This is a genomic window from uncultured Spongiibacter sp., from assembly GCF_964011655.1.
GTDB classification, from domain to species: Bacteria; Pseudomonadota; Gammaproteobacteria; order Pseudomonadales; family Spongiibacteraceae; genus Spongiibacter; species Spongiibacter marinus.
The window spans coordinates 1-22817 of the sequence record NZ_CAXGPO010000046.1 but is presented as its reverse complement, the minus strand read 5'-3'; the positions used below and the strand labels follow the sequence as shown (position 1 = coordinate 22817).

18 protein-coding genes are annotated in these 22817 nt (G+C 55.1%); 4 read left to right on the top strand and 14 right to left on the bottom strand.

The window, feature by feature from the left end; genetic code table 11:
- The 8 genes from ABNS66_RS14725 to ABNS66_RS14690 form a co-directional block, all read right to left on the bottom strand.
- Positions 1-400, bottom strand: a 400-nt coding sequence (locus ABNS66_RS14725) for a hypothetical protein (RefSeq protein WP_348655368.1), incomplete at its 3' end; no start/stop codon positions are given.
- Between the two features lie 104 nt (positions 401-504).
- Entirely contained in the window at positions 505-1092 is a 588-nt protein-coding gene (locus ABNS66_RS14720; protein ID WP_286837767.1) for a hypothetical protein, read from the bottom strand.
- A gap of 86 nt (positions 1093-1178) precedes the next feature.
- Positions 1179-2024, bottom strand: coding sequence for a nucleotide-binding protein (locus ABNS66_RS14715; RefSeq protein WP_286837765.1), 846 nt, complete (start codon positions 2022-2024; stop codon positions 1179-1181).
- 475 nt (positions 2025-2499) lie between these two features.
- Complete coding sequence (locus ABNS66_RS14710; protein ID WP_286694426.1) at positions 2500-3765, bottom strand: ribonucleotide-diphosphate reductase subunit beta; 1266 nt, start codon at positions 3763-3765, stop codon at positions 2500-2502.
- A gap of 85 nt (positions 3766-3850) precedes the next feature.
- Positions 3851-6724, bottom strand: coding sequence for a ribonucleoside-diphosphate reductase subunit alpha (locus ABNS66_RS14705; RefSeq protein WP_286837764.1), 2874 nt, complete (start codon positions 6722-6724; stop codon positions 3851-3853).
- Between the two features lie 394 nt (positions 6725-7118).
- Entirely contained in the window at positions 7119-8204 is a 1086-nt protein-coding gene (locus ABNS66_RS14700; RefSeq protein WP_286837763.1) for an ABC transporter ATP-binding protein, read from the bottom strand.
- 56 nt (positions 8205-8260) lie between these two features.
- The gene (gene argF / locus ABNS66_RS14695; protein WP_204995195.1) at positions 8261-9166 is read right to left on the bottom strand and encodes an ornithine carbamoyltransferase; all 906 of its coding nucleotides are present in this window, start codon (positions 9164-9166) and stop codon (positions 8261-8263) included.
- Between the two features lie 32 nt (positions 9167-9198).
- Entirely contained in the window at positions 9199-10389 is a 1191-nt protein-coding gene (locus tag ABNS66_RS14690; RefSeq protein ID WP_286837761.1) for an acetylornithine transaminase, read from the bottom strand.
- A gap of 348 nt (positions 10390-10737) precedes the next feature.
- Between ABNS66_RS14690 and ABNS66_RS14685 the strand changes: the two genes are divergently transcribed.
- The 3 genes from ABNS66_RS14685 (at position 10738) to grxD (ending at position 15217) form a co-directional block, all read left to right on the top strand.
- Positions 10738-13134, top strand: a complete 2397-nt coding sequence (locus ABNS66_RS14685) for a TonB-dependent receptor (protein ID WP_286837760.1) — start codon at positions 10738-10740, stop codon at positions 13132-13134.
- Between the two features lie 126 nt (positions 13135-13260).
- On the top strand, positions 13261-14793 hold the full coding sequence (locus ABNS66_RS14680) for a hydantoinase B/oxoprolinase family protein (protein WP_286837758.1): 1533 nt from the start codon (positions 13261-13263) through the stop codon (positions 14791-14793).
- 91 nt (positions 14794-14884) lie between these two features.
- Positions 14885-15217 carry a Grx4 family monothiol glutaredoxin gene (gene grxD / locus ABNS66_RS14675; RefSeq protein WP_204995199.1) on the top strand — a complete coding sequence of 111 codons (333 nt, stop codon included), beginning with the start codon at positions 14885-14887 and terminating at the stop codon, positions 15215-15217.
- Here grxD and ABNS66_RS14670 read toward each other — a convergent pair.
- From ABNS66_RS14670 to ABNS66_RS14655, 4 genes are all read right to left on the bottom strand, one after another.
- Complete coding sequence (locus ABNS66_RS14670) at positions 15214-16155, bottom strand: sterol desaturase family protein (protein ID WP_286837756.1); 942 nt, start codon at positions 16153-16155, stop codon at positions 15214-15216. The genes grxD and ABNS66_RS14670 overlap by 4 nt on opposite strands.
- 10 nt (positions 16156-16165) lie before the next feature.
- Positions 16166-18331, bottom strand: a complete 2166-nt coding sequence (locus tag ABNS66_RS14665) for a TonB-dependent receptor (RefSeq protein WP_286837755.1) — start codon at positions 18329-18331, stop codon at positions 16166-16168.
- A 10-nt stretch (positions 18332-18341) separates the two neighbouring features.
- Entirely contained in the window at positions 18342-19595 is a 1254-nt protein-coding gene (locus ABNS66_RS14660) for an imelysin family protein (protein WP_286837753.1), read from the bottom strand.
- 75 nt (positions 19596-19670) lie between these two features.
- Positions 19671-21155, bottom strand: coding sequence for a DUF4856 domain-containing protein (locus ABNS66_RS14655; protein WP_286837751.1), 1485 nt, complete (start codon positions 21153-21155; stop codon positions 19671-19673).
- A gap of 262 nt (positions 21156-21417) precedes the next feature.
- On the opposite strand from ABNS66_RS14655, the gene ABNS66_RS14650 reads away from it, so the two are divergent.
- Complete coding sequence (locus tag ABNS66_RS14650) at positions 21418-21885, top strand: hotdog fold domain-containing protein (RefSeq protein ID WP_286837749.1); 468 nt, start codon at positions 21418-21420, stop codon at positions 21883-21885.
- 60 nt (positions 21886-21945) lie between these two features.
- Here the strand turns inward: ABNS66_RS14650 and bfr are convergent, their stop codons facing one another.
- Both bfr and ABNS66_RS14640 read right to left on the bottom strand, forming a co-directional pair.
- Positions 21946-22428 (bottom strand): bacterioferritin, encoded by a 483-nt coding sequence (bfr, locus tag ABNS66_RS14645; RefSeq protein ID WP_027874451.1) that lies wholly within the window; start codon positions 22426-22428, stop codon positions 21946-21948.
- Between the two features lie 135 nt (positions 22429-22563).
- A complete protein-coding gene (locus ABNS66_RS14640; protein WP_286694437.1) occupies positions 22564-22761 on the bottom strand; it encodes a bacterioferritin-associated ferredoxin in 198 nt (65 codons plus the stop codon).
- Positions 22762-22817 lie beyond the last annotated feature (56 nt).

Here is a 22817-nt window from a genome sequence, read left to right as displayed (position 1 = left end):
TCCCTACACGACGCTCTTCCGATCTTCCAGCCAAGTTTACACCGAATTGCGGCCAAAACTTCTTAAGGTCGGCTACCTCGTTCATTAACGCGCCATCTCGGAACTCTTTTTCGTAATCAGCCATATATGTTGAGATGGCATTTTCACCATAGTCCCGCAGCCGAGCCTCAGCAGTATCCTTTGCACGCAAAAGCACGCCGCTCGGAAGTTGTTCATACCACGCTTGAATATCTTCATTTGAGGGAGAGCCGCCGTTGTTATCGGTTTGATGCTTTATCCATTCGATTTTCTGTTCTTCAACTACAGCAAATGCGACTAAACCGAGCAGCCACTCCTCATCCTCTGGAACGTCTTCTACCACCTCTTTGTAGATATCTTCTGGGCCAGAATATTTATCCATTCTCTATTTCCAGATTGCGCTAACGTCAGCCAGCATGCGCGGCTTTGCAGTGGAGGCGAAGCCGCAACGAAAAAGACGTCGTCGTGCTTGGCCTTGTTAAAAAATCAACGGCTACCGTTGTAGGTTACCGGCTCTTTATTGAGACCAATGTCGGCCCTCATGGCATTGGTCAAACGTAGCGCGGAATTCCTGACTGTTTCCCAATTAGTTTGTTCGCCGTCGTAAATGAGGGCTAGCAAGAGGTCAACGAACGCATCGTTTGCATCCATGACAGACTGTGGCGCCAGCATCGCAAGGTATCCGTAGATGCGCAGCCTATCATTCTCGAAAGCCTCTTTTTCTTCAGTAGATAGCTCGCCTCTCTCTCCGATAACTAAAAGCTCGATTTTTGCGAGAATGGGAACGATCGTATCGAGTGCAGCGCGATATATCGCGAGCTTATCGTTGTGTTCACGCAAATGGGTCTGCTTGAATATCTCGAAATCACTCAACATTTCAGTCAGCTGCTTATCGCTTTGTGCTTTTAGTGAGGCCCGTAAAGCTTCTAAATCCCGCTCATGCTTGTGGCGCTCGTTGTCCATCAATCTGGTGGCCCACACCTTTCCGAGCCAACTGGAAAGCCCGACAACAATCACACCTGCGCCACCAAGTGAGCCTAGAATTGCAGCTGATATTCCGAGGTACTGCTCCATTATTTCCTCTGATTTTTAACGCCGTGCTTTGCGGCTGGTTTGGAGCGCAGCGGAAAAGCAGTCCGCCAACAGCACCTTGTTAGGGCCTACATGGCCTCGTTCAAGTCTACCTTTAAGCCAGCAACCTTTAGCTCTTTGGCTAACGTCAGCCTCCACGCACCTGCTGCATCGATATCTATATATAGAACACCGAGAAAATCAGAAGGGATTTCTACATCTCCTTTCCTGAGAACGCACACCTTATCTCTACCGAGCTTTGCAGCCATATAACCAAGTTCAACTAACACATTTTGCCGGGCTCTTGGATGTAGGTTTTCTGGTGTTTCAGAACTTGCCCCAACATCATCGGGCGTAAAAAGAACTACAGCGTAAGCAGCATCCGTATGCTTTTCGAGCTTTTCAATTATGGTTTTTCCTTCATTTGCTTGCTCATGAAGAATCACCGCATTTAGACCTAACTTTTCAACAAACCTAGCTGATGACTCCTTTGCTTGTTCGTCATGGCCATGTACTATAAATACGTTATTACTGTTCTCAGACACTACTGCTCCCGTAGTATTTATGACTTCCTGTTCTTTAAACAAAAGGTCATGTGTATAGTCCTTTCCGGATGATAAAGGCAGCAGGCTTCTGTTGGTCGCCATATCTGCGATACCAGAATTTCTCATCCTGTTATTATGCTGCTCTGCGTAGTAGGACTTCGGCTGAGGCGTATTTGTGATTTTAATTTTCTGAACGTCATCAATATTTTTGATGATCATGCCATCGACAGTAAAAGCTCTACCAGAGTGCCAAGGCGTTACTATTTGCTGGCTGAGTTCGTCAAATGTTAAATCATTGAACACAGCAGACCTGTCATTCTTCTTACTATCTCCTACCAGCTCAACATGGCAGTGCCAGTACTTATCTGGAAATACTTCTATTTCATCCATAACTCTTCTACCTATAAGTGCTGAGTTGCCCTAACAGCCTGTTTATGAGGCCAGTTCAGCCTCATAATAAATATTATCGGGCGGCCATCTATCACGTTTTTGTTTCCGCCCAGCGAAGGCCTATCCCATTGTAGGGCAAAGGCTATTTCTAAAATAAATCGCCTCAAATCCCGTGATCAGGGTCGGCGATTTTGCAGTTAAGCGTGTTAGACAGGTCGTGCCGTTTCTACAGGGGGAGTGGCAAGAAAGTAGCTGTAATTGCATACCGTTCCTTGGGTAGTGGGGCAGTACATCCTTAACTGCGTTAGGCTTTTACCATAAATTCGTAGCACGAATCCCACAAGCTTTTTTCGCCTAGTTTGTTCTTGGTGAGGGAAATGTCAGTGCTGTTTGATTGGGGTGAATTGAAAGCTGTTTAGAGGCCCAATAAAAAAGGCCCTCATTTGAGGGCCTTTGGGTGGTAACGGTGTTGGCCTTACCAGCTCAACGCGCCACCTGTTTGATACTCAATCACGCGCGTTTCAAAGAAGTTTTTCTCTTTGCGCAGGTCCATGATTTCGCTCATCCACGGGAAGGGATTTTGCGCATTGGGGAACTGCTCTTTCAGGCCAAGCTGCGACAGGCGGCGGTTGGCGATGAATTGCAGGTATTCTTCCATCATGGCTGAGTTCATGCCGAGTACGCCGCGGGGCATGGAGTCTTTGGCGTATTCGATTTCCAGTTGCATGCCTTCCACGATCATTTGGGTGACTTCAGCCTGGAATTGCTCGCTCCACAGGTGTGGGTTTTCCAGTTTGATCTGGTTGATCATGTCGATGCCGAAGTTCAGGTGCATGGACTCGTCGCGCAGGATGTACTGGAACTGTTCGGCAACGCCGGTCATTTTGTTGCGACGGCCCATAGACAGAATCTGGGTGAAGCCACAGTAGAAGAAGATGCCTTCGGTAACGGCGTAGAAACCAATCAGGTTGCGCAGCAGTTCCTGGTCGTCTTCCGGGGTGCCGGTTTTAAAGTTGGGGTCGCCCAGTGCCTGGGTGTGCTTGAGGCTCCAGGCCGCTTTCTTGGCGATGGAGGGCAGCTCGCGGTACATGTTGAAGACTTCGCCTTCGTCCATGCCCAGTGACTCTACACAGTATTGGTAGGCGTGGGTGTGGATGGCTTCTTCAAAAGCCTGGCGCAGCAGGTATTGGCGGCACTCAGGGTTGGTGATGTGGCGGTAAACGGCCAGTACCAGATTGTTGGCAACCAGTGAGTCGGCGGTAGAGAAGTAGCCCAGCGAGCGCATAACAATGCGGCGCTCGTCGTCGGTCAGGCCTTCTGGATTTTTCCAGCAGGCGATGTCGGCGGTCATGTTCACTTCTTGCGGCATCCAGTGGTTGGCGCAGCCGTCCAGGTATTTCTGCCATGCCCAGTCGTACTTGAAGGGCACCAGTTGGTTCAGATCCAGGTGGCAGTTGATAATGCGCTTGTCTTCAACGCGCAGGCGGGCAGCGCCCATTTCCAGGTCTTCCAGGCCGGCGGCAACGTCGAGGTTGTCGAGTGAGGCACTGGCTTTTTCCATAACGGCTTGTGCGCTGGCGGCCGGTGCCGCGGGCTGCTCGGGAGCCGCTTGGCTGGCTACGGCAGGCTTGGGCGCTTCAGGTGCCGGGGCCTGTGGGGCGGCCTGTTGTGGTGCTTCTTTGGTTTGAGGTTTTGCCGCTTCTTGTGCGTCGTCTTTATCGAAATCGTCCCAGCTAAGCATTAGTGAGTTACCTCGGTATTAAGTGTGTGTTCGTTCGCTGCTATTTGGGTGGGGCGCCGCGGCGCCCCGGGTGCTGCTAGTTCTATTACTGACAAGCTTCGCAATCTGGATCATCCAGCGAGCAGGCTTGTGGTACCGGTGCAGCCTGTGGCGCCGATGGTGCGGCGGCGCTTGCCGATACCTTGTTCATGGAGCCTTGGTTTACCGTGGATTTCTCGGTAGAGCTGGCTGCCAATGCACGGAGGTAGTAGGTGGTTTTGAGGCCACGGAACCACGCCATGCGGTAGGTGATGTCGAGCTTTTTGCCCGATGCACCGGCTATGTACAGGTTGAGTGATTGGGCCTGGTCCAGCCATTTCTGGCGGCGGCTTGCCGAGTCCACCAACCAGCGTGGCTCAACCTCAAAGGCGGTGGCGTACATGGCCTTCAGGTCGTCGGGTACGCGGTCGATCTTCTGCAGTGAGCCCTCGTAGTACTTGAGGTCGTTAACCATAACGGCGTCCCACAGGCCGCGCGCTTTCAGGTCTTTAACCAGGTGCGGGTTCACCACGGTGAATTCACCTGACAGGTTCGATTTCACGTAGAGGTTCTGGTAGGTCGGCTCGATCGACTGCGACACACCGGTGATGTTAGCAATGGTGGCAGTTGGGGCAATGGCCATCACATTGGAGTTACGCATGCCTTGTTGCTTAACGACTTCGCGCAGGCCGTCCCAGTCCAGAGTCTGGCTGTGGTCGACCTCGATGTAGTCGCTGCCGCGCTCTTCCACCAACAGTTTCAGCGAGTCGATGGGCAGAATGCCGCGGCTCCACAGTGAGCCTTCGTAGCTCTGGTAGCTGCCACGCTCAACGGCCAGGTCGCTAGAGGCTTTGATGGCGTAGTAGCTGATCGCTTCCATTGAGCGGTCGGCGAACTCCACTGCCGCGTCTGACGAGTAGGCAATGTGCTGTTTGTACAGCGCGTCCTGGAAGCCCATCAAACCCAGGCCCACAGGACGGTGCTTCAGGTTTGAGTTTTCGGCCTGCGGTACGCTGTAGTAGTTGATGTCGATAACGTTATCGAGCATGCGCACAGCGGTTTTGATGGTTTTTTCCAGCTTGGCCAGGTTCAGCTCGCCGTCGATGATGTGTTGGGCAAGGTTGACCGAGCCAAGGTTACATACGGCAATTTCGTCTTTGTTGGTGTTGAGTGTGATCTCGGTACACAGGTTAGACGAGTGCACCACACCGGCGTGTTGCTGCGGGCTGCGCAGGTTGCAGGGGTCTTTGAAGGTGATCCAGGGGTGGCCTGTTTCAAACAGCATAGACAGGATCTTGCGCCACAGGTCAGCGGCTTTAACGCGCTTGTAGAGCTTGAGCTCGCCGGTGCGGGTCATTTCTTCGTACTGTTCGAAGCGCTCCTCGAAGGCCTTGCCGTAGAGGTCGTGCAGATCGGGCACATTGTTCGGTGAGAACAGTGTCCATTCGCCGTCTTCGAATACGCGCTTCATGAACAGGTCGGGAATCCAGTTGGCGGTGTTCATGTCGTGGGTACGGCGGCGATCGTCACCGGTGTTTTTGCGCAGCTCGAGGAATTCCTCGATATCCATGTGCCAGGTTTCCAGGTAGGCGCAGACGGCGCCTTTGCGCTTGCCGCCCTGGTTAACCGCAACGGCGGTGTCGTTGACCACTTTCAGGAAGGGGACAACGCCCTGTGACTTGCCGTTGGTGCCTTTAATGTAAGCGCCCAGGCCGCGTACCGGCGTCCAGTCGTTACCCAGGCCGCCGGCGAATTTAGACAGCATGGCGTTGTCTTGAATAGCGCCGTAAATGCCGTGCAGGTCGTCGGGTACGGTGGTCAGGTAGCAGCTGGAGAGCTGAGGACGCAGCGTACCGGCGTTAAAAAGCGTGGGGGTGGAGCTCATGTAGTCGAAGGAGCTCAGCAGGTCATAGAATTCGATCGCGCGCGCGGTTTTATTCTCTTCACGCATGGCCAGGCCCATGGCAACGCGCATGAAGAAAATTTGTGGTAGCTCGATACGCACTTCATTGCTGTGAATAAAGTAGCGGTCGTAGAGGGTTTGCAAACCGAGGTATTGGAACTGGTGGTCGCGCTCGGGCTTGATGGCAGCGCCCAGGGCGGCCATGTCGTAGTCGCGCAGCTCGGGCGACAGCAGTTCCAGCTCGACGCCTTTTTCAATGTAAACCGGCAGTGCCTTGGGGTAGTAAACAGCCATGTCGTGCTGGGTGGCGCTGTCTGCCACACCGAGGAAGCTCAGCGCTTCGGCGCGGAGTTTGTCCAGTAGCAGGCGGGCGGTAACCAGGCTGTAGTTGTGCTCTTTTTCCACCATGGCGCGGGCGGCGATGACCAGCGAGGTGTTGATTTCTTTCTCGGACACGCCGTCAAACAGGCTCTTCAGTGCTTCGTCGAGCACGGCATTGGCAGAGACGTCTTCGAGGCCTTCACAGGCTTCATTCACAATAAATTCCAGGCGACCCAGGTCCAGCGGTACTTCGCTGCCATCAGCGTGTTTAACGCGAATGCTGGGGTGGGTTTTCTCGGCCACTTCCGGACTTTGTTGGGCGCGCTCTTCGGCGCGGGCCGCGCGGTACAGTACGTAGGCGCGAGCAATTTTGTGCTCGCCGCTGCGCATCAGAGCCAGCTCGACCTGATCTTGAATTTCTTCAATGTGGATGGTTCCACCCGTGGGCATGCGGCGCTTGAAGGTGGCGGAAACCTGATCCGTCAGCTTGGCTACGGTTTCATGAATACGGGTCGAGGCCGCGGCATTGCCACCCTCTACAGCCAGAAACGCTTTGGTGATGGCGACACTGATTTTGTCATCGGTGTAGCTCACCACTGACCCATTGCGTTTGATAACGCGGATTTGCCCGGGTGCGGTGGCACTGAGCTCGTCTTGCTTGGGGGCGGTAGGAGGAACCGGCGCGTTGCTGGTGCTGCTATCTTGGGTGGTCTGCATGGTATTTAGGGCCCTTGCTATGCTGATCGCGTGTTGTTGGTGTTAATGCCGCAAAAAAACGGATGTTTGCGGGGCGCTGCTTGGCTTATTTGCCCGTATTTGGGCGAGGTTTTTTTTGTCTACAGCTTGATCTCAGGCGTTATTCAATGCTAGGTGAATGTTGACGCCGCCACCCATATATGGGGTTTTTTGGAAATCGGGATACAAGATAATGCGGTTTTCGGGTGGGTGCAAGCACCATATGATGTGAATGAGCTGTGGATAAAGTGTGGGTAAGCAGGGGGTGAAATTTGCCTTGCTCGCAAGTGCCCGCAGGGCGGGCTTTAGCGCTGAGTGGCCACTAAAATTGCTGCGGCCACAGCCGCTAGACGGAATGTTTATAACAAAAAATTTTTTATGCAGCGCCGCTATGAGGCCGGGGCGCGTGCTCAAAATTTGCACCTTCCTGGGCGAAGGCGATGAGGTGTTCCAGCTCGGTGCTGATCTGTACCGTTTCGCCGAGTTGGAAGTCGCGGTGGCTGGGCAGTAAGGCTTCTACCACGCTGCCGGTGGGCAGGCGCAGGGTGTAGACCGTGGCGCTGCCTGAAAAGACTTTACGCTCTACTGTTGCTCGCAAGCCGCCGAAGTCACTCAATACGATATCGTCGGGGCGCAGCAACACGTCCACTGGGGTGCCGCTAGGCCAGGGATAGGCGCGGTTGCCAATGAGCGCGCCGAGCTCGGTATTCACCGTGTTGGACTCGGTGCCGATCAGCCCGGGCAGGAAGCAGCCTTCACCGATAAAGTCGGCAACGATGCGGTTGGTCGGCTCGTGATAGAGATTAAAGGGCGTATCCCACTGCTGCAGATGACCGCCGTGCAGCAGACCGACCTGATCGCTAAAGGCGAAGGCTTCGTGTTGGTCGTGGGTGACCAAAATAGCGCTAATGCCAAGCTCTTTTAAAATGTCCCGGACTTCCAGGCTGAGCTTCTTGCGCAGTTCGGCGTCGAGGTTGGAAAAGGGCTCATCCATCAACAACAGCTGAGGGTTGGGGGCCAGCGCGCGGGCCAGTGCAATGCGCTGTTGCTGGCCACCGGATAACTCGTGTGGGTAGCGTTTTTCCACGCCGTCCAGGCGAACGAGGGAAAGCAGTCGGCGGACGCGCTGCTGTTGCTCTTTATGCGGCAGTTTTTTTAAGCCAAAACGAATGTTGTCGATAACATTCAAATGGGGGAACAGGGCGTAGTCCTGAAATACCATGCCGATGTGGCGCTGCTCGGGTGGTAGCTGCATGCCGGGTTGGCTGAGGGTTTGCTCGTTGAGCAGGATCTGCCCTTTGTGAAGGGGCTGGAAGCCGGCAATCGCGCGCAGGATAGTGGTTTTGCCACAGCCGCTAGGCCCTAGCAGACTGCATATATCACCGTTGTGGACGTGAAAGCTGACGCCATTGACGACGGGGGTGGTGTCGTAGCGGCAGTGAATGTCCTGAATTTTTAGCAAGGCTGCTCCTTCGCTTGCTATGCGGCGGGCCGATACGCCTCGCCGCAAGCAACAATCTACTGGGTGAGCAAAAATTCCATCAGTGCTTTCTGGGCGTGCAGACGGTTTTCTGCTTCGTCCCAGATCACGGTATCGGGGCTGTCCATCAGCTCGGCGCTAATTTCCTCACCGCGCTTGGCGGGGAGGCAGTGCATATACAGCGCGTCGGGGTTGGCGTGGGACATCAGTTCGGCATTGATCTGGTATCCCGCCAGTTTGCGACGGCGCTCGGCCTTTTCTTCTTCTTGGCCCATAGATGCCCAGACATCGGTAACCAGCAGGTCGGAGCCTTTTGCCGCTTCGGCAGGGTCGCGGATGATTTCCACGCGGTCACCAGCGGCCTCGACCAGATCAGCGCGCGGGTCAAAACCCTCGGGGCAGGCGATCTTCAACTTGAAGTCGAACTGGATTGCGGCATTGATATAGGACTGGCACATATTGTTGCCATCGCCAACCCAGGTGACTTGTTTGCCTTTAATGCTGCCGCGGTGCTCGACAAAGGTTTGAATGTCGGCGAGGAGCTGGCAGGGGTGGTAGTCATCAGTCAGGGCGTTGATGACTGGCACTGACGAGTACTCGGCAAATTTTTCAATAATGCTGTGTTCGAAGGTGCGAATCATCACGATGTCGCACATTGACGAGATCACACGCGCGCTGTCTTCAGTCGGCTCGCCGCGTCCCAATTGCGTATCGCGCGGTGACAGGAAGATGGCGTGGCCGCCAAATTGGGCAATGCCCGCCTCGAAAGAAATGCGCGTGCGGGTAGACGCTTTTTCAAAGATCATGCCCAGCACGTAGTTGGGAAATTGAACGCCCTGGCGGCGCTCGCGGTGCTCGGCTTTCAGCTCTATTGCCCGCGCAATGACGTGGTCGAGTTCCGCGGGGCTGAGGTCGTTAAGGGTTAAAAAGTGTCTCAAGGCCATAAGTGGCTACCTTTGCTGCATCGATTGCTGCCTTACGCGGCATCGGACTGGGCGGGCCACTGAAGGATCAGTGGACAGAGGATGTCGAGCAGCGCGTCGACTTCCTGCCGGCTAATAATAAGAGGGGGAAGCAGGCGCACGACCCGTTCCGCAGTAACGTTAATCAATAAGCCCTGGTCGAGCGCTTGTTTAACAAGGCCTGCGCAGGGGCTGCTTAATTCAACGCCCACCATCAAGCCGCGGCCGCGCACGTCTACAACGTGCTGGGCATCGGCTAAGCGCTCGCGCAGACCAGCCTGTAAGTAGTCACCGACGTCGCTGACGTGGTTGCGCATCTCTTCGGTGTTCACTGTTTCAACGACCACTTGTCCCGCCGCGCAGGCCAGTGGGTTGCCGCCGAAGGTAGAGCCGTGGTTGCCGGGGTGAAACAGCGACGCGGCTTTACCGTGTGCCAGACAGGCGCCAATAGGCAGGCCGTTGCCAAGGCCTTTAGCCGTCACCAGTACATCGGGCAGTACGCCGTCGTGTTGGTAGGCGAAATATTTGCCGGTCCGGCCATTGCCTGTTTGTACTTCGTCGAGCATCAGCAGCCAGTTGTTGCGGTCGCAGAGTTCGCGCAGTTGTTTCAGGAAACCTTCCGGTAATACGTGCAGGCCGCCTTCACCCTGGATCGGCTCCAGTAACACGGCGGCTACGCTGTCATTGTTGTTGGCAATGCTTTCCAGGGCCGCGATATCGCCGAAGGGCGCGCGGATAAAGCCGCGCACCAGCGGCTCGAAGCCCGCCTGAATTTTGCGGTTGCCGGAGGCGGTAAGCGTGGCCAGAGTCCGGCCGTGGAAGGCCTGCTCCATCACCACAACATGGGGGATGTCGATACCGCGCTGGTGGCCGTGCATACGCGCCAGTTTAATGGCCGCTTCGTTGGCTTCTGCCCCCGAGTTGGCAAAAAATACATTGTCCATGCCGCTGGCATCGCGCAGAGATTCGGCCAGCTGCTGTTGGCGCTGCACATTGTATAAGTTGGAGGTGTGCAGCAGCTTGCCCGCTTGTTCGGTAATGGCTTGTGTAACGCCGGGGTGGGCATGGCCGAGTGCATTGACACCAATGCCGCTGATGCCATCGATATAGCCCTTGCCCTGCTCATCGAACAGGCGAACACCTTCACCGCGCACAAAGCTGACAGGCAGGCGGCCGTAAGTATTCATCAGTGCGGGCAATGTCATTGCAGCGTATCTCCTCTAGCGGGGTATTTGAGCGAACCCCAAAACGCAAAAGGGCAGCGCCTGCTGCCCGAGAATTAAGGGAGTAATCATATAAGGAAGCTTTTGTAAATTCCATAGCCCGCGGTAATTTGTCAATGGCGCTGGGCGATTGGTCAGCCGTGGTTTTGGGCGAAGCGGGTGCGGCTTGGATGGGGGGAAATTTATTGTTAATGTTTTAGCTGAAAACATGGGGGCCGTAAAAGTGCAATACGGCAATCTCCGAGATGTTTGCTATAAGTAGATTGACTCAAAATGCTGCGCCAGTGTTTTTGGTGCCAATAATAATTGTAGTCGGGGAGACTTCTACAGATGACACACAAGCGTATGTTCAAACGATCAAAGCTTGCCCTTGCCATGTTGGCGTTGCCAGTGGCCGTTTCGGCCCAGGACAACGGCAACGTTCTGGAAGAGGTGCTGGTAACCGCGCGGAAGCAGTCGGAAACCTTGCAGGATGTGCCGTTTTCTATTGCGGCGATGACAGAAGGGAAACTAAAGCAGAGTGGGGCGACGGATCTGGAGTCGATGGCGACAAACGTGGCCGGTATTTCGATCCAAAACCTGGGGCCGGGTCAGAGCCAGGTTTCTATTCGCGGTATTTCTGCCGGGCAAATTGTTCGCGATCAGCCCGGCGTTAAAGAGCAGGTTGGGGTCTACTTTGACGAGTCAGTGATCTCGATGTCGCTGTTCACGCCCGACTTGGATTTTTACGACATCAATCGTGTGGAAGTGCTGCGCGGGCCGCAGGGCACACTGTTCGGCTCCGGCTCGCTGTCGGGCACGGTGCGTTATATCAGCAATGCGCCCAACAGTGACGAGCTCAGCGGCTCTGTGCAAGTGGGCGGTGAAACCGTCGATGAAGGCAGTGAAGGCGGTAATATTAAGGGGCATATTAATATTCCGCTTAGCGACACCTTGGCGCTCCGCGCCGTGGGTTACGCTCAGCAATACGCGGGTTACATCGATGCCTTGCAGCCCGACGGAAGCACCAAGGACGATGTTAACGAAGGCACCCGCAGCGGTGGTCGCATCGCACTGCGCTTTCAGCCATCTGACAGCGTGGTTATCACGCCACGGGTTATTTTCCAGAGCATCGACATGGACGGCTTCAATCGCGAAGACGACTACAATATGTTGGCCAACCCCTACACCACCAGCCGCCCGCCGGTAAGTTTGGGGGACTACGAGCAGTTTACTCAGCTTGAAGAGAGCTTTGAGGACGACTTCTTGCTGGTTGACCTGACCGCCACCATTGATCTGACTGAAGATATGACGCTGACGTCGGTGTCCTCGTATACCGATCGCGATGTGTTGGTGCTGCGCGATGCCACGGCCCTGAACGGTAGTATCACTGGCGGCTCCTTCGGTGAAAGCGAGGCGGTTTATACCCTCGATGCACCGCTGTATGACGAAACCGAAGCTGAGGTGCTGACCCAGGAGCTGCGCCTGAGTGGCCTGAATGGCCCGGTGCAATGGGTGGCCGGTATCTTCTATAGCGATATCGAGCGTCGCTATGGCCAGTCTCTGCAAGTCGCCGGTTACGACGCCAGTGCGCGCACCACAGCGCCCGATTCCACCGACCCCGGCGAGACCCTGGGCGCGAATGCGGTTGATGAACTGTTCTATTCAGACATTCCCTACGAGCTGGAGCAGTACGCGGTGTTCGGCGAGGTGTCTTATGACCTGAACGAGAAAACCATGATCGTGGTTGGCGCCCGTTTCTTCGACTACGAGGAAAAGCGTACGCTGAACTTTGATGGTATCTACAACGCCAGCGTGCTTGGACAGAGGAGTGATGTGTCGTCGGATGGTGTGTCGCCGCGGGTGATGCTGCGCTACGACATGAATGACGATGTGATGCTCAATGCGCAGGTGTCGAAGGGCTTCCGTTTGGGGGGTATTAACGACCCGCTGAATGAACCTCTGTGTTCACCTGCCGATAAAGCCACCTTTGGCGGTCGCGATGACTTTGAAGATGAAACACTGACGAACTATGAAGTGGGCAGTAAAATGCGCCTGTTCGGTGGTGCGGGTACCTTTAATGTCTCGGCATTCTACAGCGACATTAAAGATCTGCAGGCAACCGTAAACGCGGGTACCTGTTCCTCTCGGATCGTTTACAACGTGCCTGAGGCCCACAGCACCGGGGTGGAAGTTGAGTTCTTCGTGCGCCCGATGAGCAATTTCGAGTTTGGTCTGTCGGCCAGCTACGTGCGCGCCGAGATCGATTCGGATGTTACCTCTACCGACAACGCCAATGTGACGAGCATTGTCGGCGGCATTCGCGAAGGTAATGAGTTGCCAACGGCACCGGGCTTTGAGCTTGCCGCGACGGCTACCTATTACTTCCCGGTATTCGAAACCTGGGAAGGCTACTTCAACACCACCTATCAAAACGTCGGTTCGCGCTACACCCAGCTTGCGGATCAGGAAAACGGCGGGCGCGGTGTTGCCAGCCTGTACGCCAATGTGGGTGGTCCTTTGACCCAGCCTACCTACGAGTATGATCGCGAGCAGGGTGGTTATCAGATCGTCAACTTGCGCCTGGGTGCGAGAAACGATCAATGGGATACCGCATTGTTTGTGCGCAATGCAACCAATGAACGTGCTGAGCTGTCCTTGGATACCGAGCGCGGCGGCAATGCCCGCGTTGGTCACCACGTCAACCAGCCACGTACCATTGGCTTTAGCGCGCGTTATAACTTCTAGGTCGTCATGGACTGACACATAATCGACTTAACGGCCCTTCGGGGCCGTTTTTGTTTCAGGTGCGTTTGGCGAATGTTGGTGGCTTTGGGGATAATAGTGTTTTGCTAGCCCTAACAGGATGATGGTATGACTCACACCGCCCAGCTCGACCCAGTGAAACTCGGGCTCTTCGTAAGCCGCCTGGAAGCGGTATGCGAGGAAATGGGGGCGGTACTGCAGCGGGCGGCTTTTTCACCCAATATTAAAGACCGGCTCGATTTTTCCTGTGCCATCTTTGATGCCGGTGGCGCGCTGTGTGCACAAGCTGCGCATATTCCCGTTCACCTCGGCAGTATGGCCTATGCGATGGCTGATATTGTCGGCGCCTGCGACTGGTCAGAAGGCGATATGTTGGTGCTGAATGACCCGTTTCTTGGCGGTACCCACCTGCCCGATGTCACGGTCATTGCGCCGTATTTTTTGCACGGCGAGTTGCTGGCATTTGTTGTGAACCGCGCCCACCACGCGGATATTGGCGGCTCGACGCCGGGCTCGATGCCCCTGTCAAAAAGCTTAGATGAAGAGGGCGTTGTGATCCCGCCCACGCTATTGCAGCGAGATGGTGTTGTTCAGCGACACCTGCTGGACGAATGGTTTGGCGAGGGTGAGCACGGCGACTTTGTCGCCCAGCTTAGCGCGAACCGCTGTGGCCTGACGCGCTTAGCCGAGGTTGTCGAGGCGTTGCCGCTGCCGTTTCCTGCGGCCGTTACCCAGTTACAGGCGTATGCCGAGCAGTTGGCGACCTCCCGCTTAACCGAATTACCGGCTGGGGAGTACCGTTTTCGAGACCTTATGGACGATGATGGCTTTGGTCAGAAAAACCTGACGATTGAAGTGTTGTTGTCCCTGGGGGGCGGCCGGGCGACGGTGGACTTCACCGGCACCGCTGAACAAGTGCCGGGCAATATTAACTGTCCGCGGTCGGTGGCTGCGGCGGCGGTGTATTACGCGTTTCGATGTCTGATGCCCAATGAGGCGCCGGTATGCGCGGGCTTGTTCCGTCCCATTCGTCTTCGTGTTCCCGAAGGTTGCCTGCTGAATGCACGGCGGCCGGCGGCCGTGGCGGCGGGCAATGTGGAAACCTCTATGCGCGCGTGCGACGCGGTATTGGGCGCGCTCGCGCAGGCTTTGCCGGAGCGTATTCCCGCCGCGGCGCACGGCAGCATGAACAATGTGGCGATGGGCTCGTTAGAGGGCGAGCCCTGGCACTACTATGAAACCCTGGCGGGGGGGAGCGGCGGTCATGCCGAGGGCGCTGGGCTGAGTGGTGTGCAGTGCCATATGACCAATACGTTGAACACCCCGGTGGAGAGCCTGGAAATGCACTACCCGTTGCGCATTCGCCAATACAGCGTGCGCCGCGGCAGCGGTGGCGGCGGGCGGCATTGCGGAGGCGACGGCCTGGTGCGCGAGTTTGAATTCCTGGCGACCGCGCGCTTTACCTTGCTTACCGAGCGTCGCTATGTCGCGCCCTGGGGCTTGCAAGGGGGTGACGCGGGTCGCTGCGGGGAAAACAGCCTGAATGGCGAGCGCTTACCAGCAAAAGTAAGTGCGCTGGCAAAGCCCGGTGACCGCTTGCGCATTGCCACGCCCGGCGGGGGTGGCTGGGGGCAGGCATGACTTTTCGCGCCGGGAATTGTTAGAATAGCGCTCTGAAATGGTCCGGGCTTTTACTCATCGGTTTGCCGGACGCCGATACGGCAGGTACTCAATGGATACGATCGACGCAATTAAACAGCAAATCGAAAACAACCCCATCATTATCTATATGAAGGGGTCACCCAATCAGCCTCAGTGTGGCTTCTCTGCACGCGCCTCTCAGGCATTGATGGGTTGTGGCGAGCGATTCGCCTTTGTGGATATTTTGTCTAACCCCGATATTCGCGCAAAACTGCCTGAGTATGCTAACTGGCCGACCTTCCCCCAGCTGTGGGTTAAGGGCGAGCTGATTGGCGGCTGCGACATTATTTGCGAAATGTATGAGAGCGGTGAGCTGCAAACCCTGCTGAAAGAAACCTCGGCTGGCGAGGCCGCGGAAGGTTAACTCCTTTTGGCTTGCAAGTACGCCTCTTGAAAACCCGGCCCTAGCGCCGGGTTTTTTATGGCTTCGGAGCGGGCCTGCTCAGTAAGGCCAAAGGTGAAATTGCGCCGCTTGCCCGCTGGCGTCCAGCTATTCAAAAGGCGATCCCATATCGCCAGGCAGGTACCGAAATTCCTGTCTTGATGTTCAACGGCACTGGAGTGATGGATTTGATGCTGAGCGGGGCTGATGAACCAGCGTTCCAGTCGGCCAAAGCTCAAGAAAATATGTGAATGCCGAAGGTTTGCGCCGAGGGCGTTAAATAAAAAGCCAAGACAATCGACGCCGAGAATCGCGACGCCCGATACCTGGCCGCGAAACAGGTAGACGAAGCTACCGCTAATCACGCTAAAAACGACCAGGCCGCGCAGGTAATACAGTGCCATTTCAACGGGGTGTACACGGTGCACCGTTAATGGCGTAAGTGTTGTGGCGCTGTGATGCGTGCGGTGAAAATGCCACAGCACCGGGAATTTATGCATGACGGTATGCAGGGCAAAGCGACTAAAGTCCTCGGTGATGAAAAACACCACGGTGTACGTGATGGCGATCAGCGCCGGGGCAAGGTTGAGCGAGGGGGCGTCCCCGAACTGGCTTTGCAGCCAACTGCCAACCAAGATGGTGCCTGCCAAGTGACTGCCGAGCAATGGAATAAGCAGGCTGCCTCGGATCAGGCTGTTGAGAAACAGCAGGCCTCCGTCAGTCGCTGTCGAGCGATTAAACCAGTAGCGCCGATTGCCCAGTGAGCGGAGTTGCTCTCTCAGGTCAAAGCGGCGCTGTTGCACGGCAACGGTGATGGAGGCCAGCACCAGCGAGGAGAGAAGAAAGAGCCAAAATAGTCGCCGGCCGGGATCGAGGGTAATCGATAGCGGCGACAAAAAGGCATCCAGAACGCTCTCCACAATTATTGGCCTAGAATTGGTACTTCACGCGCAATCGCGCCGTTCTAGGCTTATTGGGGCGGGCGCCGAAGGGACGCAGGGAAACGACGGCTTCTTCATCCAATACGTTGTCGACGCTCACTTGTAGCGTCCAGTGCTCGTCGAGGAACCAGCTGACAGAGCTGTCCACGGTGGTATACGCGTCGGTGTGGCGTACCTGCGAAAGCGACTCATCGCCAGCCTGATCTCGCATTTCGCTTTGGTGACTAATGGCGGTACTGGCTTCCCAGCTGGAACCGCGCACAGCGAACTGTAATTGGCCTACGTGTTTGGGTAGATATGGCAGTTCGTCACCCGCTTCAACGTCGCCCCACTGGGAGAAGCTGCTGCTGAAGTCGGTTTGGAATGCGCTCTCGGTATAGGTGTATGAAAACCCGATGGCGCCGTTGAGACCCGCAGCAAGTTGCATATCCCATCGGCCGGTTAGTTCGAGACCGGCAATTTCAACATTGTCGCCGTTGAATTCTTCGCCGGGTGTGCAGCCGGGATCACTGACGCGACAGCGACCCAGCAGGTTTTCGTAGTCGCTGAAAAAGCCAATCGCTTCCAGTTGCAAATTGTCTTGCTCGAAGCGCAGCCCGTATTCCAGGTTGGTGCTCTCTTCGGGGTCTACATTGCTGCCGGCACTGGGAGCGGCGGGGGAAAATCCGCGGTTAATGCCAACAAGCAGGCCGAGCTGCTCATTGAGCTGCCAGAATACACCGGCGCCAGGCAGGGTAATGGACTGCGACTTGTCGTTGTCGGTACCGGTTAGGAAGTCTTCGTTGTCCCCGCGGATATTCTCGTGACGGAAACCCAGGGTAAAGCGAAGGTCTCGCCATTGGATGGTGTCAACGACATACAAGGCAATGGCATCGGTGCTCGCTTCGTTACGAACCTTGCTGCCACGCTGTTGCCCGTCATTAACCATGTTGCCATCGGTCATCAGGTATCCGCGAATACTGTGGTCCCTTTCCACGTAGTCGTGGTGCATGCGCAGCCCAGTCTGGATTTCGTGTTCGGCTTCGCCCCAGCTAGTGCGGTATGTAACGGAGGACTGAATACCCATTGAGCCGTACTCGCGGGCATTATTGGTCACGTCGAGCATGTCGCTGTCGCTGCCATCCGAGTTGATTTCACCGCGCAGAATGCCGAGTTCACGGGTAAACACATCCGGGAAGTTCAGGACATCGCGAATAGCTACGCCGTCGATAAAGCCATCAAGTTTGTTCCAGCTGCGGTCGAACTGGTTCCAGTAAACCGCACTGTTGAGTTGCACATTCTCCGAAACTTCGAAGGCGTGGCTTAAATGAATCTGGCTATGTTCGGAGGTAAACCGGTCAAGTTGACTGGCGCGGTAACGCCGGTAGGGATCGTCGTTAAAGTCTTCGGTGGTTAGGCCCAGGTAGGTTTCATCTGCTTCCTCATCGGCGAAACCCAGTTTGAGGGTGAACAGCTGGTTTTGTGCTGAAGCAGGGCGAAGACTGAATTTGAGATTGATGTCGTTGCGCACGAACCCGGTATCACCGCCACCATCTAGCTCTTTAAAGCCGTCACCACTAAAGCGCAGCGCATCGATGGCATAGCCCAGTTCACTACCGTCGGCGGTTGTCAGCGTTTCGCTGCTATAAAGTTGGTATTTTTGGTAGTTGTCGCTGCCGAAGGTGACATCGACTTCTCTCTCTGGGTCGATGGCGATAGCGCGGGTCGCAAAGTTAATCGCGCCGCCCACGGTATGCGGGCCGTGGTAAATCGCCGATGGGCCTTTCACAACTTCTACAGCGCTCATGCGGCTGATATTGGGAATATAGTACGCCGCGGGTGCACTGTAGGGCGCGGGCGTGATCAGTACGCCGTCTTCCATGATGGTGATTTTTTGGCTGCGCTCGGACGTGGCCCCGCGTATGCCGATATTCGGGCGAAGACCGTAACCGTCTTCTTCGCGAATATACACGCCGGGCAGTGCAGACATGACTTGATTCAAATCCGAGTAATCGAACTGTTCAAGCATCTCTTCGTCGATAATCTGTGCAGAGCCCGCAAGGTTTGATATGGCATTTCGCCCGCCGGTTACCAGAACTTCTTCAGGTTGGCGTTGGCTTTCCGCCACAGCTGCTGGAGAAAGCGCGGCGGCGATGAGTACGTAATGTAGTTTCATGGAGGTTGTCTCAGTCATTGTCCGATTGGGCGCGATCGGGTAAATCGACGTCTACCGCGGCAACAAATCCTACTTTCAGGGTGTCTGTAATACGGCGTATGTAGCCGTAAACATTGCAGGCGGGAATGTCTCGGGCGCCGTCAGGGTTATCTGCGGCCGTTGCGCAGGCTGACTCATCCGCCGAGCTGGTGATGCCGCTAGCCTGCTCTGAGAGCGAAACAGATATCGCGTCGATTTCCGCCAGCGCCGCCGCGGTATTATCCAGCAAGAGTTCCGTGACGGTGCTCACGCCAGCCTGATTAATAATGTCATCAAAGCCCAAGCCACTGCCGCCATTAATCAGCGTGATAAAGGCATTGAGGTTGCTTTCGATATTGCGGAGGCTGTGCTCGGCGTAGGGCGATTCGGCCACTTCGGGGCAGGCCGGCTGACTGCAGCTGGCGCTAATGCCCAGTGGAATACCCAGCTTGGCATCCTTGGTTTCTGTGTCGAGATAGAACAATGCGTCTGAAAGTGCTTTAGTGTTGCTGCCCGCATTGGCGGGGTTAACGAATGTGGAGCGGTAGTTGCCAGACGACGTGGCCCAGGCCTCAGCGATGCTACTTGCGGCATTGCTTACGTCTTCGGCCAACAGCAGGGCGTAGTTACAGCGCAGCGTCTTGCGCTCGACTTCTGGGCGTTGGTTCCAGTCAGCGGTTTCTTGAATTTGGCTTGGGCAGGTGTGGTTTAGGTCATCTTCAAACAGCAGATATTCCACTGCGCCCAGGCCGCGTTGGTTGGTCGGGCGGCTCGCAAGATCAAAGCTGCTGTCAGTAGAGGCCAGTACGGTGGCCTGGTCTACGCCGCAGCTGCTGAGAGGGTTGCCTCTGGAAAAAGATAGCACGCGGTTGCGCAGTGCACTGTTGTTGTCTGTGGCGGGGCCGAGCTGGTGGAGCTCGGTAAGCTGCCAGGCATCCATCGTCTCTTGCCACTGCAGCTGTGCATTGGTGAGCGCGGCACTTTCTTGAGCGGTATCGATTGCGCTGCAGTATTCCGCAATGGCGCCGTTTGTGTCACCGAGTTGAGCACTTTGCTGCGCCGCGTCTTGGTAATTGGGGATGATAATGTTGTCGGCGTAGTTGGCCAGCATACGCACGAAGTCAAAATTATCGGCGTTGACCTTAGTGCTGTTACCACCACTGTCGTCGACGCAGGCGGTTAGCGACAGTGACAGTGCGAACACGCTCGCAATGGTTTTTGATCGGGAGTTCACAAGGGCTTTCATAAAGAATCTCGTCTAAACGAACAAAAGGCGCATAGAGCGCCTTTATCAGATGTGCTTATTTACGTTAGCTCGCCATTACCAGTTTTCGACGTCCGTGCTTTCGAACTCGTAAGCGGTTTGCAGCGTACTACGAATAGACAGCAAGTCTTGACGGTAGGCATCAATGGCTTGCTGAGCAGTGCCGGTTGGCGCGTTGCCATTTTGTGAGCCGTCGGCTAACACGGGTGCATCACCCATTTTTTCGAGCAAGTCCTTGAGGCTCTGAAGGTTGGCGCCCGAGACGCTGCCATCGCGGAAAGGGGAGTAGGGGCTGAACTGCAAGCCCAACGCAAAGCCTTTCATTTCGCTCCAGTGCTTGGCGAGATCAAGGAAGTTGTCTCGGTCTGCGAAAACACCGTTGCCGAAGTTATCCATATCGCCAAGAACATCGTTCACGTAGTGAACCACCGTGGCGGCGATGCATTTTTCCCAGGTTTTTGCCGCGATTTCAATTTGCGTATTCAGTTCGCTCAATTCATCAGCGCTGAGGCCGCCGTTTGTCACTGCTTCGTTCAGGATAAAGCGGCCCGCTTTGAAGGCGTCAAACACGGTTTTCGTGAAATCGGTGCCAGTCTGGCTTCCCTTATCGCGCTTGGCACAGTTTGTTGAATTGGCGAGGTTCACCTCACTGCGTAAGTCGATGCTGCCATCGTCGTTGCTGTCTTTGAAGAACGCATCGCCGGCAATGTCGGCGTCGCTGTAGCTGTTGTAGTCCCGCGCTGCACCGAAGTAGCCAAAGGCCTCGTCCCACTTGTGCTCGGCAAACGTGTAGGGTTTGCTGCCGTCCTGAAGGTGATTGTCGTCGTCAGAAAAGTCGGTTTTAAGGTAGTCGTTAGTGCCTTGAGAGAAGGTGACTGCACCCAGCAGGAATTTCTGGATCAGCTGGCGGTAGTCGCGGCCCTCTGAGTCGACGGTGACGGCGCCAATATTGGCGTTACCGCCTGTAGTGGCAATTTGTGGATCAACGCCATCAGTCGCCTCATTGGCAACGCGCTCGATAAATAGGTCGACCAGGTCGATGGGCAGGGCGTTGCTGCTCAATTCACCCCAGCCAAAAAACTCGTTACCAATTAATTTGCTGGTTTCACCGCCGCCGGTGCCATTGCCGCCGGCAATCTTGCCGTCGAGGTTTTTGCCGGTGGAAATGTCGCCGTAGGTCGGCCCGGGAATTAAGGTTTGGCCGCTGATGCTGTAGCTGTAGTTAGTGGAATCAACATTGCCACCGATGTAGAAATCCAGGTCGTTCTCAACTGAGGCGGGCGTTGCACCGGGGTTGTCCTGCAGAGCGTTTAAGGCAATAACAAGGTCCGCAATCAACAGCTGGCGAGCCGTTTGCCCGGTGTAGCTTACCGCGCTTGCGCCAGCAGTGATCTTGCTTTCGAAGCTGTACGTCTCTGGGATATTGGGCTGACCTGAGTTGCCGTTGCCGCCGCCATTTCCGCCGCCGCCACCACCACCGCATGCGGCAAGGGTTGCTACAGAAGCAGCTATCGTCGCTGAAATCAGTGTGCGTTTACTCATATTGTCTGCTCAAGTTATCTCATGGTTGGAAAAGAGGTGCGCAACTATTTTGCCTTGCTGCACGAGAGGGTGTAACTCTACTTCATAATGAGATTAATTATCAACTGCATTGTAGTTATTATTTGGCCTGATTGTGATGATGCCGCGAAGGTGGCCGCGGGGAGGTTTCTATGGCTGTAAATTCGCCGCATCCAGAATTTGGGGTCAATGGCCTGACGCGGGGGCGGTGCTAGTCTGACGACCTTGTTCTGGAGGTAGTGTTATGAATTCTGTATTGAAAATGTGGCGTAAGTTGTCAGCGTACCCCGGTGGCAAGCTGGCTTTCTCTAAGGCGATATGCTTAAAAGCGCCTTACTTCTCTACGATCTCTCCGCGTTTTGAAGAGTTGGGTGTTGGCTATGGCGTTGTGCGTATTCGTGAGCGTCGCTCTATTCACAATCACATTGGTACGGTTCATGCGATCGCGCTTTGTAACCTGGCCGAGGTCGTTGGCGGAATGACTGCCGAAGTATCAATGCCCAAAGGTATGCGTTGGATCCCCGCCGGAATGACGGTGCGTTATTTAAAGCCTGCTAAAGGGGTGTTGCGCGGCTATGCGAGCATGAGGGAGATAGAAGTGGGTGAAAAAGGCGAAGTGCCGGTGCAGGTTGAGGTAAAGGAAGAAGATGGCACGGTCGTCTTCACCGCTGAGATCAGCATGCATGTGTCGCCGGTGAAGCCGAAGAGCTAACACGCAAAAAAAAAGCCCACTCCAATAAGGAGCGGGCCCTTCTTTCTTTGCGGTGGCGGCTTATGAGTCGCCAAGGCCGCCCATAACGGATTGCTGGTAGTTTTGGATGCCTACTTTCTCGATAAGGCCCAGCTGAGTTTCCAGCCAGTCGATATGCTCTTCCTCAGACTCCAAAATTTCCTCAAGCAGCTCCCGGCTACCGAAGTCTCCAACTGATTCGCAATACTTAATGCCTTCTTTCAGATCCGGTACGGCTTTCAGCTCCAGGCTGAGGTCGCACTCGAGCATTTCCTTGGTATTTTCGCCGATCATCAGTTTGCCAAGGTCTTGCAGGTTGGGAATGCCTTCCAAAAATAAAATACGCTTGATCAGCTTGTCAGCGTGTTTCATTTCGTCGATGGATTCATGGTATTCGTGCTCGCCGAGCTCTTTCAGGCCCCAGTCCTCGTACATGCGCGCATGCAGAAAATACTGGTTGATGGCGACCAGTTCGTTGCCAAGTGCCTTATTGAGATGGGCGATAACCTGAGCGTCACCTTTCATTGCTGTGTCCTTAATTAACGTGGCGTATGAATAGCCAATAGTGTGGACGCGCTATGGGGGTGAGTCAAGCTAAGTTGTTGATTTTAAATGGTATGTTAGAAGGGTAAAGCCAATCGTTCTCAATTGCTTTTCGGCTTAGGCAACGGCGTAACAGAGGGATTCGTCATAGTTGCTGAGATGGGCGTCAAAGACACTGCGAGCCAGGGAGCCGCACTTTCCGCACTGGCTGGCGAGGTCAAGTTCACGGCGCAATTCACGGAAGCTGCTGGCGCCATTGTCCATCGCTTCTCGAATTTGTGTATCGGTAATGCCTTTGCAGAGACAAACGTACATGTTGCTGGAACCTGTGTGGTGTCGTTGTGTTCAGGATTCTAAAGTTAATGAAAATG

Bases quoted from the DNA above. Each gene is read 5' to 3' on its own strand.
- ABNS66_RS14655 (WP_286837751.1), bottom strand. From the start codon at position 21,155: ATGAGTAAACGCACACTGATTTCAGCGACGATAGCTGCTTCTGTAGCA.
- ABNS66_RS14665 (WP_286837755.1), bottom strand. From the start codon at position 18,331: ATGAAACTACATTACGTACTCATCGCCGCCGCGCTTTCTCCAGCAGCT.
- bfr (WP_027874451.1), bottom strand. From the start codon at position 22,428: ATGAAAGGTGACGCTCAGGTTATCGCCCATCTCAATAAGGCACTTGGC.
- argF (WP_204995195.1), bottom strand. From the start codon at position 9,166: ATGGCCTTGAGACACTTTTTAACCCTTAACGACCTCAGCCCCGCGGAA.
- ABNS66_RS14685 (WP_286837760.1), top strand. From the start codon at position 10,738: ATGACACACAAGCGTATGTTCAAACGATCAAAGCTTGCCCTTGCCATG.
- ABNS66_RS14715 (WP_286837765.1), bottom strand. From the start codon at position 2,024: ATGGATGAAATAGAAGTATTTCCAGATAAGTACTGGCACTGCCATGTT.
- ABNS66_RS14650 (WP_286837749.1), top strand. From the start codon at position 21,418: ATGAATTCTGTATTGAAAATGTGGCGTAAGTTGTCAGCGTACCCCGGT.
- ABNS66_RS14660 (WP_286837753.1), bottom strand. From the start codon at position 19,595: ATGAAAGCCCTTGTGAACTCCCGATCAAAAACCATTGCGAGCGTGTTC.
- ABNS66_RS14710 (WP_286694426.1), bottom strand. From the start codon at position 3,765: ATGCTTAGCTGGGACGATTTCGATAAAGACGACGCACAAGAAGCGGCA.
- ABNS66_RS14705 (WP_286837764.1), bottom strand. From the start codon at position 6,724: ATGCAGACCACCCAAGATAGCAGCACCAGCAACGCGCCGGTTCCTCCT.
- grxD (WP_204995199.1), top strand. From the start codon at position 14,885: ATGGATACGATCGACGCAATTAAACAGCAAATCGAAAACAACCCCATC.
- ABNS66_RS14720 (WP_286837767.1), bottom strand. From the start codon at position 1,092: ATGGAGCAGTACCTCGGAATATCAGCTGCAATTCTAGGCTCACTTGGT.
- ABNS66_RS14690 (WP_286837761.1), bottom strand. From the start codon at position 10,389: ATGACATTGCCCGCACTGATGAATACTTACGGCCGCCTGCCTGTCAGC.
- ABNS66_RS14640 (WP_286694437.1), bottom strand. From the start codon at position 22,761: ATGTACGTTTGTCTCTGCAAAGGCATTACCGATACACAAATTCGAGAA.
- ABNS66_RS14680 (WP_286837758.1), top strand. From the start codon at position 13,261: ATGACTCACACCGCCCAGCTCGACCCAGTGAAACTCGGGCTCTTCGTA.